Below are 13,072 nucleotides of genomic sequence, written 5' to 3'. Positions count from 1 at the left end.
AGGAATGCCTCTAGGGACGCTCTGCGTCCAGTGACGCGGAGCGTCACGGGCTGCATTCCTTTGCTGCGCGTGGGAATGATCATGTGGGAGCGAGCCTGCTCGCGAAGCTTTTGGCTTTTAAAGGGCCAACGGCGCTCGTTCACACAAGGTGGCCAACGCCTTCGCCCATTGCGGGTCATCGTTCAGGCACGGCACCAGCACCAACTCCTCGCCCCCCGCTTCGCGGAACTGTTCCTTGCCGCGATCGCCGATCTCTTCCAGCGTTTCGATGCAGTCAGCAACAAATGCCGGGCACATCACCAGAATTTTCTTCACGCCGCTTTTCGCCAGCTCATCCAGCCGTGCTTCGGTATACGGTTCGATCCACTTGGCCCGTCCCAGTCGCGACTGAAACGACACTGACCACTTGCCATCCGGGATGCCCATGCGCTTGGCGAACTCTGCCGCCGTGCGCAAACACTGGGCGCGGTAACAGGTAGCAAGGACTGCCGGCGAAGCATGCTTGCAGCAGTCCTCGTTTTTGAAGCAGTGATTGCCGCTCGGATCGAGTTTGGTCAGGTGCCGCTCAGGCAAACCGTGGAAGCTCAGCAGCAAATGATCGTAGTCCTGCTGCAAATGCGGTTTCGCACTGGCAACCAAGGCGTCGAGGTATTCCGGCTGATCGTAGAACGGTTGCAGCACCGAGAGTTTTACATCGAGCTTCTTCTCGCGAATCACCCGTTTGGCTTCTTCGATCACCGTGGTGGTGGTGCTGTCGGCGAACTGTGGATAAAGCGGCGCCAGGGTGATGCGCTTGTGCCCTGCCGCAGTCAGTTGCAGCAACCTGGTTTCAATCGACGGCTCGCCATAACGCATCGCCAGCTCCACCGGGCCATGGCTCCACTGCGAGGTCATCTGTTGTTGCAGGCGGCGACTGAGCACCACCAGCGGCGAGCCCTCTTCCCACCAGATCGAGGCGTAGGCATGGGCCGATTGCTCGGGACGCTTGATCAGGATCAGCGATACCAACAGACGTCGCACCGGCCAAGGCAGGTCGATCACATACGGGTCCATCAGAAATTGATTGAGGTAGCTGCGTACATCGGCCACTGAGGTTGAGGCCGGGGAACCCAGGTTGACCAGAAGCAAGGCGTGATCGGTCATGCATCGTCCTATTTCAAAGGCGGCCGGAGAGATCATCCAGGGCCGCGCGCAAATCCGTGAACTGGAAAGTGAAACCCGCTTCCAGCAAGCGTGCCGGCATGGCGCGTTGGCCGCCCAGCAACAACAATGACATTTCGCCAAGCCCGACTTTCAGCGCCAGGGCCGGCATCGGCATGAACGCCGGGCGGCGCAATACGCTGCCCAGCGTCTTGGCAAACTCGCGATTGCGCACCGGTTTGGGTGCGCAGGCATTATAAGGACCGCTCGCCTGATTGCGGTGCAGAAGAAAATCAATCAGGCCGATTTGATCCTCGATATGAATCCACGGCATCCACTGCCGGCCACTGCCCAAAGGCCCGCCCAGGCCGAGTTTGAACGGCAGCAACAAGCGCGACAAAAAGCCGCCCTCGGCCGACAGCACCAGCCCGGTTCGTACCAGCACCACACGAATGCCCTGTGCTTCGGCACGTTGCGCGGTCTCTTCCCAGGCGATGCACAACTGGCTGGCGAAATCGTCGATCACCGGCGGCGAATCTTCTGTCAGCTCACGTTCACCGCCGTCGCCATACCAACCGATTGCCGAGCCGGAGATCAGCAGCTGCGGTTTCTGCTCGCGCGTTTCCAGCCAGGCCAGCAGGGTTTCGGTCAGGGTGATACGGCTGCTCCACAACAACGCCTTGCGCCGGTGGGTCCATGGCCGATCAGCAATCGGCGCACCGGCCAGATTGATGATCGCATCCAGCGGCTCATCACCGACGTCTTCCAGACGTGCAATTCCACGCACCTGCGCCCCACAGATTTGCGCGACTTTTTCCGGGCGCCGACTCCATACCGTCAGTTGATGTCCCTGCCCTGACCAATAGCGACAGAGCTGACGTCCGATCAAACCAGTACCGCCGGTCAGCAATATGCGCATGACATCTTCCTCGCGTGGCGTTTTACCCGGATCACTAGTCTATTTTTATAAACAGGGATCTTTTCTATCGGGCAGGCTCTATTGTTTAACAATAGGCCAAGCTGTCAGAACGAGAACGCTAGAAGTTATACCAAAAAACAAAATTGTACAGGTTTCAATCACGGCGTAGTCTGTACAGAAAGGTAAACGAGGCCCCTATGACTGTACCTATCGCAATCATCGGCACCGGCATCGCCGGTCTCTCCGCCGCCCAGGCGCTGACCGAGACCGGGCATACCGTGCAACTCTTCGATAAAAGCCGCGGCAGTGGCGGACGCATGTCGAGCAAACGCAGCGACGCCGGTTCGCTGGATATGGGTGCGCAGTATTTCACCGCCCGCGACCGGCGCTTCGTCAACGAGGTTCAGCGCTGGCAAGGCAAAGGCTGGGTCGCCGAATGGCAACCGCAGCTCTACACCTTTCAGGGCGGACAACTGAATCTGTCGCCGGACGAGCAGACCCGCTGGGTCGGCACGCCGCGCATGAGTGCCATCACCCGCGGCTTGCTCAATGGTCTGGAAGTGCACTTCGCCTGCCGGATCACCGAAGTCTTTCGCGGTGAAGAACACTGGCACCTGCAGGACGCCGAAGGCTTCACTCATGGCCCCTTCAGCCATGTCGTGATCGCCACGCCAGCGCCGCAAGCCATGGCATTGTTGGCCGCCGCACCGAAACTCGCCGGCGCCGCCGCCGGGGTGAAAATGGACCCGACCTGGGCCGTCGCCCTCGCCTTCGAGACACCGCTGGATACGCCGATCGAAGGTTGCTTCGTGCAGGACAGCCCGCTCGACTGGCTGGCGCGCAACCGCAGCAAGCCGGGGCGCGACAACACCCTCGACACCTGGGTGCTGCACGCCAGCAGTGCCTGGAGCCGGCAACATATTGACCTGTCCAAGGAGGCGGTGATCGAACAACTGCACGGCGCCTTCGCCGAACTGCTGCACAGCGCGATGCCCGCCCCGACCTTCAGCCTCGCCCACCGCTGGCTCTACGCCCGCCCGGCGAGCGGCCACGAATGGGGCACGCTGGCCGATGCCGATCTGGGCCTGTACGCCTGCGGCGACTGGTGTCTCTCGGGGCGCGTCGAAGGGGCCTGGCTGAGCGGTCAGGAAGCCGCACGCCGCCTGCACGAACACCTGCAGTGAACCGCATCAACCCGCAAAAACTGCTGCTGTCGAAATGGACAGCAGCCCAACCGCAAGACCGCGAAAAGCATTTTCTGGTGACCGAACTGTTCCGCGATGAGGAAGGTAGGGTGCTGGAGATCGAATTGCAGGCGGTGCTTACCAAGCGTGCCGAACGGCTCGATTGGCAAATTCTCAAGTACGATGATCACTGGCTATTGGGCTGGAAATAAACAACCTGTAGGAGTGAGCCTGCTCGCGATATCGTCGTATCAGCCAACATCAATGTGCCTGACGGACCGCTATCGCGAGCAGGCTCACTCCTACAGGGGATTTGTATTCAATTCGCAAAACCTATACAAATAATTTGACTTGTACACCCTTGGATCTATGCTGAACAAATGTTGTACAGAGATAACTCTGTGTACAGGTTTAGATCCGAGGTGCTTATGTCCGACCTTCCTGCCGCCAAACCGAAAATCGCCATCAGCGCCTGCCTGATGGGCGCCGAAGTGCGCTACAACGGTGGGCACAAAGAGTCGCGGCTGTGCAGCCGCACCCTTAGCGAGTATTTCGAATTCGTCCCGGTGTGCCCGGAAGTCGCCATCGGCATGGGTATTCCGCGCGAACCGATCCGCCTGGTCGGCGACCCGGAGCGTCCCGAGGCTATCGGCACCGTTAACCCCGCGATCAACGTCACCGAACCGCTGGCCGCCTACGGCAAGCGAATGGCTGGCGAACTTGGTGACATCTGCGGCTACATCTTCATGCAGCAATCGCCTTCGTGCGGTCTGGAACGGGTCAAGGTCTATCACGCCAACGGCGCGCCGGTGAACGGCGGTGGCCGTGGCATCTATGCCCAAGCGTTCTGCGCGCAGCATCCGGACCTGCCGGTGGAAGAAGCCGGACGCCTCAACGATCCGGTGCTGCGGGAAAATTTCATCACCCGCGTGCTCGCCTACAGCGCCTGGCAACAGTTGCTCGCACAAGGCTTGAGCCGCCGCGCACTGACCGAATTCCACTCGCGCTACAAATACCTGCTGATGGCCCACAACCCGGAGCAATACAAGGCCCTGGGCAAACTGTTGGGCAACATGGGCCAGACCGATCCGGTCGAACTCGGCCCGCGCTACTTCAGCGAATTGATGAGTGCGCTGAAGAAATGCGCCCCCCGCCGCACCCACAGCAATGTCCTGCAGCACATCAGCGGATATCTGAAGCAGGCGATCAGCAGCGAAGACAAACAGGAAGTGCAGCATGTCATCGGTCAGTACCGTCACGGCATCGTGCCGCTGGTGGTGCCGCTGACCTTGCTCAAACACCTCTTTCGCCAACACCCGGATCCGTACATTGCGCAACAGGTTTACCTGCAGCCGCATCCGGAAAACCTCAGCCTGCGAAACGCCATTTGATGAACGACACACTCGACACCAGTGCCCGGGAAGACCTCGGCGCCGACTTCAAGAAAGCCCTCGACGAGGGCTGGCTGCCGATCCGTGAGGTTGCGCGGCAGACCGGCGTCAACGCCATCACCCTGCGCGCCTGGGAGCGCCGTTACGGGCTGATCGTGCCGCAACGCACGCCCAAGGGCCATCGCCTGTATTCCAGCGAACATGTGCAACGGATCCTGACCATCCTCACCTGGCTCAACCGGGGGGTGGCGGTCAGTCAGGTCAAACCGCTGCTCGACACGCCACAAGCCTTCACCGAAACGGTGGAGAACGACTGGCAACGCCTGCGTCATGCCTTGCTCAACGCCGTCACCCAGCTCAACGAGCGCAACCTCGACGACAGCATCAACCAGGCCATGGCCCTGTATCCACCGCGTACCCTGTGCGAGCAATTATTGTTGCCGCTGCTGGCCGAACTCGAGCAACGTTGGCAGGGCCAGTTCGGTACGCAGATGGAGCGGGTATTCTTTTATTCGTGGTTACGCAGCAAATTCGGCGCACGCATCTACCATAACAATCGGCAATTACACGCTGCGCCCCTGCTGTTGATCAACCATTCGGATCTCGCACTGGAACCACATCTGTGGCTATGCGCGTGGCTGATCAGCAGTGCCGATTGCCCGGTGCAAGTGTTCGACTGGCCGCTACCGGCCGGAGAACTGGCACTGGCGGTCGAGCACCTGCAAGCGCGTGGCGTACTGCTGTATTCGAGCAAGGCGATGAACCTGGCACAGCTGCCAAAATTGTTGAATGGCGTCAGTGCTCCAAAAATGCTGGTCGGACCAACGGTATGCATCCACCAGACCGAATTGTCCGTAAAAACACGTGAAATCGCTGATTTGTTCCTGGCCGAAGATCCGCTCTCGGCACATCAGGTGCTCGTTCAGCGTGGGCTGATTTAATGGAAACCGCGATGCAACTGATCTGGCTGCGCAGCGACTTGCGCCAACATGACAACACCGCCCTCGCGGCCGCCGCAGCGCGCGGCCCCACGGTTGCCGTGTATCTGTTGAGCCCGCAGCAATGGCTGGAGCACGACGCCGCCGCGTGCAAGGTCGACTTCTGGCTGCGCAATCTGCGTGAACTGAGCGCCCGCCTCGGCGAGTTGAACATTCCGTTGCTGCTGCGCACCGCGGCCCATTGGGATCAGGCCCCGGCGGCGCTGCTCGAACTTTGCCGCCAACTGAACATCGAAGCCGTGCACGTCAACGAAGAATACGGCGTCCACGAAAGCCGTCGCGATGCAGCAGTCGCCCTGGCCCTGAAAACCAAAGGCATCACGTTTCAAAGTTATCTGGATCAACTGCTGTTCAAGCCCGGCACGGTACTGACCAAAACCGAGACTTACTTTCAGGTGTTCAGTCAGTTCCGCAAGGTCTGCTACGAGCGCCTGCACCGCTCAATGCCTGCGCTGGTAAAAGCACCCGGAAAACAGTCGAAACTGAACATCGACAGCGATCCGGTGCCCGAGTCGGTCGAAGGCTTTGCAACACCGAGCGCGTCATTGCGCGCCCTGTGGCCGGCCGGCGAGCAGGAAGCCCGGCGCCGCCTCGACACCTTCGCCGACGCGCAAATTGACTACTACCAGAGCGAACGCGACTTCCCGGCCAAGCCCGGTACCAGTCAACTCTCGGCCTATCTGGCCACAGGGGTGATCTCGCCGCGCCAATGCCTGCACGCCGCCCTGCAAAGCAATCAGGGCGAGTTCGACAGCGGCAAGGTCGGCGCGGTGACCTGGATCAACGAGCTGCTGTGGCGCGAGTTCTACAAGCACATTCTGGTCGGCTACCCACGGGTCTCGCGCAACCGTGCGTTTCGCCCGGAAACCGAGGCCCTGGCCTGGCGCGATGCGCCGGACGAGCTGGCAGCGTGGCAAGAGGCGCGCACCGGGTTGCCGATCATCGATGCGGCCATGCGCCAACTGCTGGAAACCGGCTGGATGCACAACCGCTTGCGGATGGTGGTGGCGATGTTCCTGACCAAAAACCTGCTGATCGACTGGCGCGAAGGCGAACGATTTTTCATGCAGCATCTGATCGACGGCGACCTGGCGGCGAACAACGGTGGCTGGCAGTGGAGTGCTTCGACCGGTACCGATTCGGCGCCGTACTTCCGCATTTTCAACCCGCTGAGCCAATCGGAAAAATTCGACAGAGAAGGCCTGTTCATCAAGCACTGGCTGCCTGAACTGGCCGATCTGAACAAAAAGGAAGTGCACAACCCGGCCAGTACCGGCGGGCTGTTCGGCGTCGCGGACTATCCGTCGCCGATCGTCAATCTCGGGGCTTCGCGCGAACGGGCGCTGGCGGCGTTCAAGAACCTGCCGTCGCGCTCGTCTATGGGAGAGGCCCATGAGTGAATTTCTGCGTCGCTTCGCTCGCCAGTTTGCCGAATTGAACAAAGGCAACCTGCAACGTCTGGGCGAGCTGTACAGCGATGACATTCACTTCACCGACCCGTTGCACGAAGTCCAGGGGCTGGCGCAACTGCAGCATTACTTCAGCGAGCTGTACGCCAACGTCAACGAGCTGCGCTTTGACTTCCACGGCTTCGACCAGATCGGTGACTGTGAAGGCTACCTGCGCTGGGTCATGAGTTACCGCCACCCGCGCCTGGCGGGTGGCCGATTGATTCGCGTCGCCGGGTGTTCGCACCTGCTGTGGCGCGACAAGGTCTATCGCCACCGGGATTATTTCGATGCCGGGGCCATGCTATATGAACATTTACCCGTATTGGGCCGGCTGATTGCCTGGCTGAAAAGGAGAATGGGATGAGTCGTACACCTCCACGGCGTTATTGGCTGACCGGTGCCAGCAGTGGCATCGGCGCAGCGCTGGCCGAAGAGATTCTGAAAAGCGGCGCGCAACTGGCCGTCAGCTCGCGTCAATTGGCACCGCTCAAGGTGCTGGCGCAACGTTATCCGGGGCAAGTGCTGGTGGTGGCGGGCGACCTGACTGACAGTCAGACCGTGCGCGAGATCGGCCAGCAGATCGAACAGGTCTGGGGCGCACTGGACAGTGTGATCCTCAATGCCGGCACCTGCGAATACGTCGATGCCCGGCAGTTCGACGCCTCGATCATCGAGCATGTGGTGCGTACCAACCTGCTCGCCAGCAGCTACTGCATCGAACCCGCCCTGCCGTTACTGCGTAAAGGCACCACACCGCATCTGGTCGGAATGGCCAGTTCCGTGACCTACCTGCCGCTGCCACGGGCCGAGGCCTATGGCGCGTCGAAGGCCGGGCTGCGTTACCTGTTTGAATCGCTGCGCATTGATCTGGCCATCGAGGGCATGGATGTCACCATCATCAGCCCGGGTTTTGTCGAAACGCCACTGACGGCCAAGAACGACTTTCCGATGCCATTGAGCTGGCCTGTTGAGAAAGCCGCGCGACACATCTTCACCCACCTCAAGCAACGACCGCTGGAAATCGCCTTTCCGGCACTGTTCATGGCTGCACTGTGGCCACTGTCGAAACTGCCGGCCCGCCTGCAACTGGCGATCGGCAAGCGCATGGTGCGCAGTAGCCCACCCCTGCGGGATCCAACGTGAGAATCGCCATTGTCGGCAGCGGGATCGCGGGCCTGACCTGCGCGTACCTGCTCAATCGCCGACATGACGTCACGGTGTTCGAGGCCAGCGACTGGGTCGGCGGCCACACGCACACCGTGCAGGTGACCGTCGATGGCCGCCAATACAGCGTGGACACCGGTTTCATCGTGTTCAACGACTGGACCTACCCGAACTTCATTCGTTTGCTCGGCCAGCTCGGGGTGTCGTTCAAACCGACCGAAATGAGCTTCTCGGTGACCGATCCGGACACGGGCCTGGAATACAACGGTAACAACCTCAACAGCCTGTTCGCCCAGCGTCGCAACCTGCTGTCGCCGGGGTTCTGGGGCATGTTGCGCGACATCCTGCGTTTCAATAAAGAAGCCCAGCGCGATCTCGCCGAACAACGGATCGCCGCCGACACCACGCTCGACGATTACCTCAAGGCCGGCGGTTACGGCGAACGCTTCATCCTGCATTACATCGTGCCCATGGGCTCGGCGATCTGGTCGATGCCGATGGCCGAGATGCTCAATTTCCCGCTGCAGTTCTTCGTGCGGTTCTTCAACAACCATGGCCTGTTGTCGGTCAGGGATCGCCCGCTATGGCAGGTGATCGAGGGTGGCTCCAGTGCCTACGTTGCGCCGTTGATCGCTGCGTTCAACGATAAGATCCGCCTCAGTTGCCCCGTGACCCGCATCGATCGCGACGAACACGGCGTGGTTATCCACAGCCCGGCCGGCATCGAGCGCTTCGACAAAGTAGTGCTCGCCTGCCACAGCGATCAGGCCCTGCCACTGCTGACCCGCCCCAGCCAGGTGGAACGGGCGATCCTCGGCGCCCTGCCCTACGCCGACAACGAAGTGGTGCTGCACACCGACACCCGCCTGCTGCCTTCGCGCAAACTGGCCTGGGCCAGTTGGAACTATCGCTTGAGTGGTGCCGGCCATACGCATGCCGCAGTCACCTACGACATGAACATCCTGCAGGGGATAGCGAGCGACACCACGTTCTGCGTCAGCCTCAATCAGAGCGCCGGCATCAACCCGTTCAAGGTGCTCGCCAAATACACCTACGCCCACCCGCAATTCAGCCTCGCGGCAGTCGCGGCGCAGAACCGCTGGGCCGAGCTGGACGGTCAGCAACACACCCATTACTGCGGCGCCTACTGGGCCAACGGCTTTCATGAGGACGGCGTGGTCAGCGCCTTGCGTGTGGCCGCCGCGTTCGGGGAAAGCTTATGAACAGCGCCCTGTACAGTGGCTGGATCGGCCATCGGCGCTTTGCGCCCAGACGCCATGAATTTCGTTACCGGATCGGTTTGCTGTACCTCGATCTGGCCGAACAGGACGCGGTGTTCGCACTGTCAGCGCTCGCCAGTCGCAGCCGCTTTGCGCCGTTTTCGTTTCGCGAAACCGACTACCTGAAAACCTTCACCGGCAGCGGCATGCGCTTGATCGATGCGGTGCGCCAGCAGGTCGGCGCCGCCCTTGGCCATGAGCCGCAAGGATCAGTCTGCCTGCTGACCCAACCGCGCAGCTGGGGTCTGGCGTTCAATCCGGTGAGCTTCTTCTATTGCCACGAGGCTGACGGGCAACTGGCGGCGATTCTCTGTGAAGTGACCAACACGCCGTGGCGCGAGCGTTATCACTACGTGCTGCCGGCGCGCGCACCGGTCGATCTGCAGGACTTTCACCAGCACTTCGCGGTGGCCAAGGCCTTTCATGTCTCGCCGTTCCTGCCGCGCGATCTTGAGTACCGCATGAGTTTCAGCCCGGCCGCGCAAACCCTCGGCGTGCACATGGCCGACTGGCAGGGCGAGCAAAAACTGTTCGACGCCACGCTGAACTTGCAGCGCAAGCCCCTCGATCGCCGCAGCCTGCACCGCTACTTGTGGCGCTTTCCATGGATGACCGCGAAAACCTGCCTGGCGATTTATTGGCAAGCCATGCGTCTGCTGCTCAAGCGTGCCCCGGTTTTTGCTCATCAGGCTGCCAACGGCAGCTTTCAAACCGCCACTGTGCCTCCCAAGGAGCACCACCATGAAATCCTCTAGCCTGTCAGTCAATCGCCTCAGTACCAACGGTTTGACCGGCTCGCTGCTGCGTCGCGGTGTGTTGCGCCAATTGGGGCAACTCAAATACGGCCAACTGCTGCTGATCGAGGACGGTGAGCAAACACTGTTCGGTACCCCGGGCAGTGCGGTGCTGGGCGAAATCCACATACAGGACCCGGCCACCTGGGGCATGGTCGCCAGCAACGGTTCGATCGGTGCAGGCGAGGCGTTTATCCACGGCTATTGGAGTTCGCCTGACCTGACCGCCGTGGTGCGGGTGTTCGTCAGCAATCTTGAAGTGCTGGACGCGATGGAAGGTGGACTGGCCCGCCTGGGTCGACCTTTCGTGCAAGGCCTGCACTGGCTCAACCGCAACACGCGCAAGGGTTCGCAGAAAAATATCGCCGCGCACTACGACTTGGGCAACGACCTGTTCGAACAGTTTCTCGACCCGACAATGATGTATTCGGCAGCGCAGTTCCTCACCGCCGAAGACAGTCTGGAACAGGCACAACTGAACAAGCTGGAACGGATCTGCCAGAAGCTCGCGCTCAAGCCCACCGATCATCTGCTGGAGATCGGCACAGGCTGGGGCAGCATGGCGCTTTACGCCGCGCAGCATTACGGTTGCCATGTAACCACCACAACACTGTCGAAAGAGCAGTACGCGTTTACCGCCCAGCGCATCGAGGCATTGGGACTACAGGATCGGGTGACGCTGCTGCTCAAGGACTACCGCGACCTCACCGGCGAATACGACAAACTGGTGTCGATCGAGATGATCGAAGCAGTGGGCCACCGCTTTCTGCCGACTTACTTCAAGCAATGCGCGCACCTGCTCAAGAGCAACGGCCTGATGCTGTTGCAGGCGATCACCATCCGCGAGCAGCGCTATGAACAGGCCCGGCGCGGCGTCGACTTCATCCAGCGCTATATCTTCCCCGGCGGCGCCCTGCCCTGTGTGCAGAAGATGCTCGAGATCGTCAGCCGCGACACCGACATGAACCTGCTGCACATGGAAGACTTCGGCCTGCACTACGCCCGCACCCTGCGCCTGTGGCACGAGAATTTTCGCCGCGCCCATGGGCGCTTGAGCGAGCTGGGGTACGACGATTACTTCCTGCGGTTGTGGGAGTTTTACCTGTGTTACTGCGAAGGCGGGTTCCTGGAGCGCACCATCGGCACCGCGCAATTGCTTCTGGCTAAACCTGCGGCGATGCCGGCACCGCTGCTGGGACGCTTCGATGCTTGAGCGGCTCTGCAACGCGGTGCTGTTCCAGATCGGATGGCTGGCCTGCGTGCTCGGTGGCAACAGTCTGTGGTTGCTGTTGGCACTGGCGGTACTGGTGATCCATCTGGGCTGGATCAGCAGTTGGGCGGCGGAAGGTCGCCTGGTCCTCAGCGTGGTGATTGTCGGTACGGCGGTGGACAGCGTACTGCGTGCTGCCGGGGTGTTCGAGTTCCAGGATCTGTCGCCACTGATTCCGCTGTGGCTGATGCTGCTCTGGGCCTTGCTCGCCACCACATTGCGCCACTGCCTGCAATGGAGCGCCCGGCCATGGTGGCTGGCCAGCGCACTCGGTGCAGTGGGCGGCGCCGTGTCCTATTGCGGTGGCGGACGTTTGGCCGGAGTGCAATTTCCCTACGGCGAACTGCCGACCCTGATCGGCATCGGCCTGCTGTGGGCGCTGCTGTTTCCGTTGCTGCATGCCATGGCGCGACGTCTGAGCCACTGAGCGTCTGTCAGGCCTTTCACACAGTCACTGGCCACTGCCTTACACTGCGCCCATGAAAACCATTCCCCATCGGCAAATTGCCGAACCAGCGGTCACCTGCTCGACCTGCGCCGCCTGTTGCTGTCAGCTCGAAGTGATGTTGATCACCGACACCGGCGTGCCTGAGCGTTTTATCGATACCGATGAGTGGGGCGGTGAAGTGATGTTGCGTCTGGACGACGGCTGGTGCGCAGCGCTGGATCGCGACAGCATGATGTGCACGATCTATGAGAAACGCCCGCTGATCTGCCGCGAATTCGAGATGGGCGCGCCGGAATGCATTGAAGAACGCAAAGGCATTGCCACGGCGTATCGCTGACTCCGAAACCACCCCAAAAAAATGTAGGAGTGAGCCTGCTCGCGATAGCGGAGTATCAGCCAAACAAACGTTGACTGATACTCCGCTATCGCGAGCAGGCTCACTCCTACAGGGGTTGTGCGTTGCGCTTACAGCGGCATCGAGTAATGCAGCGAGTAGCTCTCTACTCCGTCGTTGTTACTCGACATACCCGCGTTGGAATAGTGAGTCGCGCGGATCCCCACTTCATGCCCGCCGTTAAAGCGCAAGCCGAAGCCGAAACGGTCTTCGAACTGAAAGGCCTGGCCGATCTTGTTGCCTTCATACTCGGTGTTGGAGAACACCGCGGCACCAATCCCCGCCTCGACATACGGTTTGACCGACTGGCCGGCAAACTCGTAAACCAACACCGGCGAGAACGACAGGCTGTTATTGCTGGAGGTCTTGTCACCTTCCCAGTAAGTGTAGGCACCGCTCCAGTAACCGGTCAGACGCCCGACGTCGCTTTGCAGCCAGCTCTTGTCCCAATCGAAATTCATCCCCAGGCGATACGTCATCGTCGAATCGCTGGTCGCCCCCACTGCAAACTCAACGTTTGCCGCTTGTGCAGTAAAACTTTGCCCCATCAATGCAGCCGCAATCGCGGCCAAGCAGAATAGTCGCTTCACGTTGAAACTTCCTTTTCCGGAACGATCGTTTGGTTTTCTAGGTGACTCA

The 13,072-nt window shown here is 60.6% G+C and carries 15 protein-coding genes; 12 read left to right on the top strand and 3 right to left on the bottom strand.

Going from position 1 to position 13,072, the window contains the following annotated elements:
* Positions 1-117: 117 nt before the first annotated feature.
* Positions 118-1,143, bottom strand: coding sequence for a ferrochelatase (gene hemH / locus PseAD21_RS18145; RefSeq protein ID WP_102356864.1), 1,026 nt, complete (start codon positions 1,141-1,143; stop codon positions 118-120).
* Positions 1,144-1,156: 13 nt separating this feature from the next.
* Positions 1,157-2,059 carry a TIGR01777 family oxidoreductase gene (locus PseAD21_RS18140; protein ID WP_102356863.1) on the bottom strand — a complete coding sequence of 301 codons (903 nt, stop codon included), beginning with the start codon at positions 2,057-2,059 and terminating at the stop codon, positions 1,157-1,159.
* Positions 2,060-2,256: 197 nt separating this feature from the next.
* Between PseAD21_RS18140 and PseAD21_RS18135 the strand changes: the two genes are divergently transcribed.
* The 12 genes from PseAD21_RS18135 to PseAD21_RS18075 all read left to right on the top strand — a co-directional run bounded on the left by PseAD21_RS18135 (position 2,257) and on the right by PseAD21_RS18075 (position 12,376).
* Positions 2,257-3,243 carry an NAD(P)/FAD-dependent oxidoreductase gene (locus PseAD21_RS18135; protein WP_102356862.1) on the top strand — a complete coding sequence of 329 codons (987 nt, stop codon included), beginning with the start codon at positions 2,257-2,259 and terminating at the stop codon, positions 3,241-3,243.
* A complete protein-coding gene (locus tag PseAD21_RS18130) occupies positions 3,240-3,455 on the top strand; it encodes a TIGR02450 family Trp-rich protein (RefSeq protein ID WP_102356861.1) in 216 nt (71 codons plus the stop codon). The genes PseAD21_RS18135 and PseAD21_RS18130 overlap by 4 nt, the downstream gene beginning before the upstream one ends.
* Before the next feature lie 216 nt (positions 3,456-3,671).
* Positions 3,672-4,634 (top strand): DUF523 and DUF1722 domain-containing protein, encoded by a 963-nt coding sequence (locus PseAD21_RS18120; RefSeq protein WP_102356860.1) that lies wholly within the window; start codon positions 3,672-3,674, stop codon positions 4,632-4,634.
* Positions 4,634-5,575 carry a MerR family transcriptional regulator gene (locus PseAD21_RS18115; protein ID WP_102356859.1) on the top strand — a complete coding sequence of 314 codons (942 nt, stop codon included), beginning with the start codon at positions 4,634-4,636 and terminating at the stop codon, positions 5,573-5,575. The genes PseAD21_RS18120 and PseAD21_RS18115 overlap by 1 nt, the downstream gene beginning before the upstream one ends.
* A gap of 11 nt (positions 5,576-5,586) precedes the next feature.
* Positions 5,587-7,032: a deoxyribodipyrimidine photo-lyase gene (gene phrB / locus PseAD21_RS18110; RefSeq protein WP_102356858.1), complete on the top strand. Its 1,446-nt coding sequence runs from the start codon at positions 5,587-5,589 to the stop codon at positions 7,030-7,032.
* On the top strand, positions 7,025-7,447 hold the full coding sequence (locus PseAD21_RS18105) for a nuclear transport factor 2 family protein (RefSeq protein WP_102356857.1): 423 nt from the start codon (positions 7,025-7,027) through the stop codon (positions 7,445-7,447). Before phrB ends, PseAD21_RS18105 begins: the two co-directional genes overlap by 8 nt.
* The gene (locus PseAD21_RS18100) at positions 7,444-8,226 is read left to right on the top strand and encodes an SDR family oxidoreductase (protein WP_102356856.1); all 783 of its coding nucleotides are present in this window, start codon (positions 7,444-7,446) and stop codon (positions 8,224-8,226) included. The genes PseAD21_RS18105 and PseAD21_RS18100 overlap by 4 nt, the downstream gene beginning before the upstream one ends.
* Positions 8,223-9,470 (top strand): NAD(P)/FAD-dependent oxidoreductase, encoded by a 1,248-nt coding sequence (locus tag PseAD21_RS18095; protein WP_102356855.1) that lies wholly within the window; start codon positions 8,223-8,225, stop codon positions 9,468-9,470. The genes PseAD21_RS18100 and PseAD21_RS18095 overlap by 4 nt, the downstream gene beginning before the upstream one ends.
* The gene (locus PseAD21_RS18090) at positions 9,467-10,282 is read left to right on the top strand and encodes a DUF1365 domain-containing protein (protein WP_102356854.1); all 816 of its coding nucleotides are present in this window, start codon (positions 9,467-9,469) and stop codon (positions 10,280-10,282) included. Before PseAD21_RS18095 ends, PseAD21_RS18090 begins: the two co-directional genes overlap by 4 nt.
* Positions 10,269-11,534, top strand: coding sequence for a cyclopropane-fatty-acyl-phospholipid synthase family protein (locus PseAD21_RS18085; RefSeq protein ID WP_102356853.1), 1,266 nt, complete (start codon positions 10,269-10,271; stop codon positions 11,532-11,534). The genes PseAD21_RS18090 and PseAD21_RS18085 overlap by 14 nt, the downstream gene beginning before the upstream one ends.
* The gene (locus PseAD21_RS18080) at positions 11,527-12,018 is read left to right on the top strand and encodes a DUF2878 domain-containing protein (protein ID WP_102356852.1); all 492 of its coding nucleotides are present in this window, start codon (positions 11,527-11,529) and stop codon (positions 12,016-12,018) included. The genes PseAD21_RS18085 and PseAD21_RS18080 overlap by 8 nt, the downstream gene beginning before the upstream one ends.
* Positions 12,019-12,070: 52 nt before the next feature.
* Entirely contained in the window at positions 12,071-12,376 is a 306-nt protein-coding gene (locus PseAD21_RS18075) for a YkgJ family cysteine cluster protein (RefSeq protein ID WP_025109343.1), read from the top strand.
* Between the two features lie 128 nt (positions 12,377-12,504).
* Here PseAD21_RS18075 and PseAD21_RS18070 read toward each other — a convergent pair whose 3' ends face one another.
* Positions 12,505-13,023 (bottom strand): acyloxyacyl hydrolase, encoded by a 519-nt coding sequence (locus tag PseAD21_RS18070; RefSeq protein ID WP_102356851.1) that lies wholly within the window; start codon positions 13,021-13,023, stop codon positions 12,505-12,507.
* Between the last annotated feature and the right edge of the window lie 49 nt (positions 13,024-13,072).

The organism is Pseudomonas sp. AD21, assembly GCF_002878485.1.
In the GTDB taxonomy this organism is placed as follows: domain Bacteria; phylum Pseudomonadota; class Gammaproteobacteria; order Pseudomonadales; family Pseudomonadaceae; genus Aquipseudomonas.
The sequence above is the reverse complement of the archived record's forward strand: the minus strand, read 5'-3'. Positions and strand labels throughout refer to the sequence as shown.

Bases quoted from the DNA above. Each gene is read 5' to 3' on its own strand.
- hemH (WP_102356864.1), bottom strand. From the start codon at position 1,143: ATGACCGATCACGCCTTGCTTCTGGTCAACCTGGGTTCCCCGGCCTCA.
- PseAD21_RS18140 (WP_102356863.1), bottom strand. From the start codon at position 2,059: ATGCGCATATTGCTGACCGGCGGTACTGGTTTGATCGGACGTCAGCTC.
- PseAD21_RS18135 (WP_102356862.1), top strand. From the start codon at position 2,257: ATGACTGTACCTATCGCAATCATCGGCACCGGCATCGCCGGTCTCTCC.
- PseAD21_RS18120 (WP_102356860.1), top strand. From the start codon at position 3,672: ATGTCCGACCTTCCTGCCGCCAAACCGAAAATCGCCATCAGCGCCTGC.
- PseAD21_RS18115 (WP_102356859.1), top strand. From the start codon at position 4,634: ATGAACGACACACTCGACACCAGTGCCCGGGAAGACCTCGGCGCCGAC.
- phrB (WP_102356858.1), top strand. From the start codon at position 5,587: ATGCAACTGATCTGGCTGCGCAGCGACTTGCGCCAACATGACAACACC.
- PseAD21_RS18105 (WP_102356857.1), top strand. From the start codon at position 7,025: ATGAGTGAATTTCTGCGTCGCTTCGCTCGCCAGTTTGCCGAATTGAAC.
- PseAD21_RS18100 (WP_102356856.1), top strand. From the start codon at position 7,444: ATGAGTCGTACACCTCCACGGCGTTATTGGCTGACCGGTGCCAGCAGT.
- PseAD21_RS18090 (WP_102356854.1), top strand. From the start codon at position 9,467: ATGAACAGCGCCCTGTACAGTGGCTGGATCGGCCATCGGCGCTTTGCG.
- PseAD21_RS18085 (WP_102356853.1), top strand. From the start codon at position 10,269: ATGAAATCCTCTAGCCTGTCAGTCAATCGCCTCAGTACCAACGGTTTG.
- PseAD21_RS18080 (WP_102356852.1), top strand. From the start codon at position 11,527: ATGCTTGAGCGGCTCTGCAACGCGGTGCTGTTCCAGATCGGATGGCTG.
- PseAD21_RS18075 (WP_025109343.1), top strand. From the start codon at position 12,071: ATGAAAACCATTCCCCATCGGCAAATTGCCGAACCAGCGGTCACCTGC.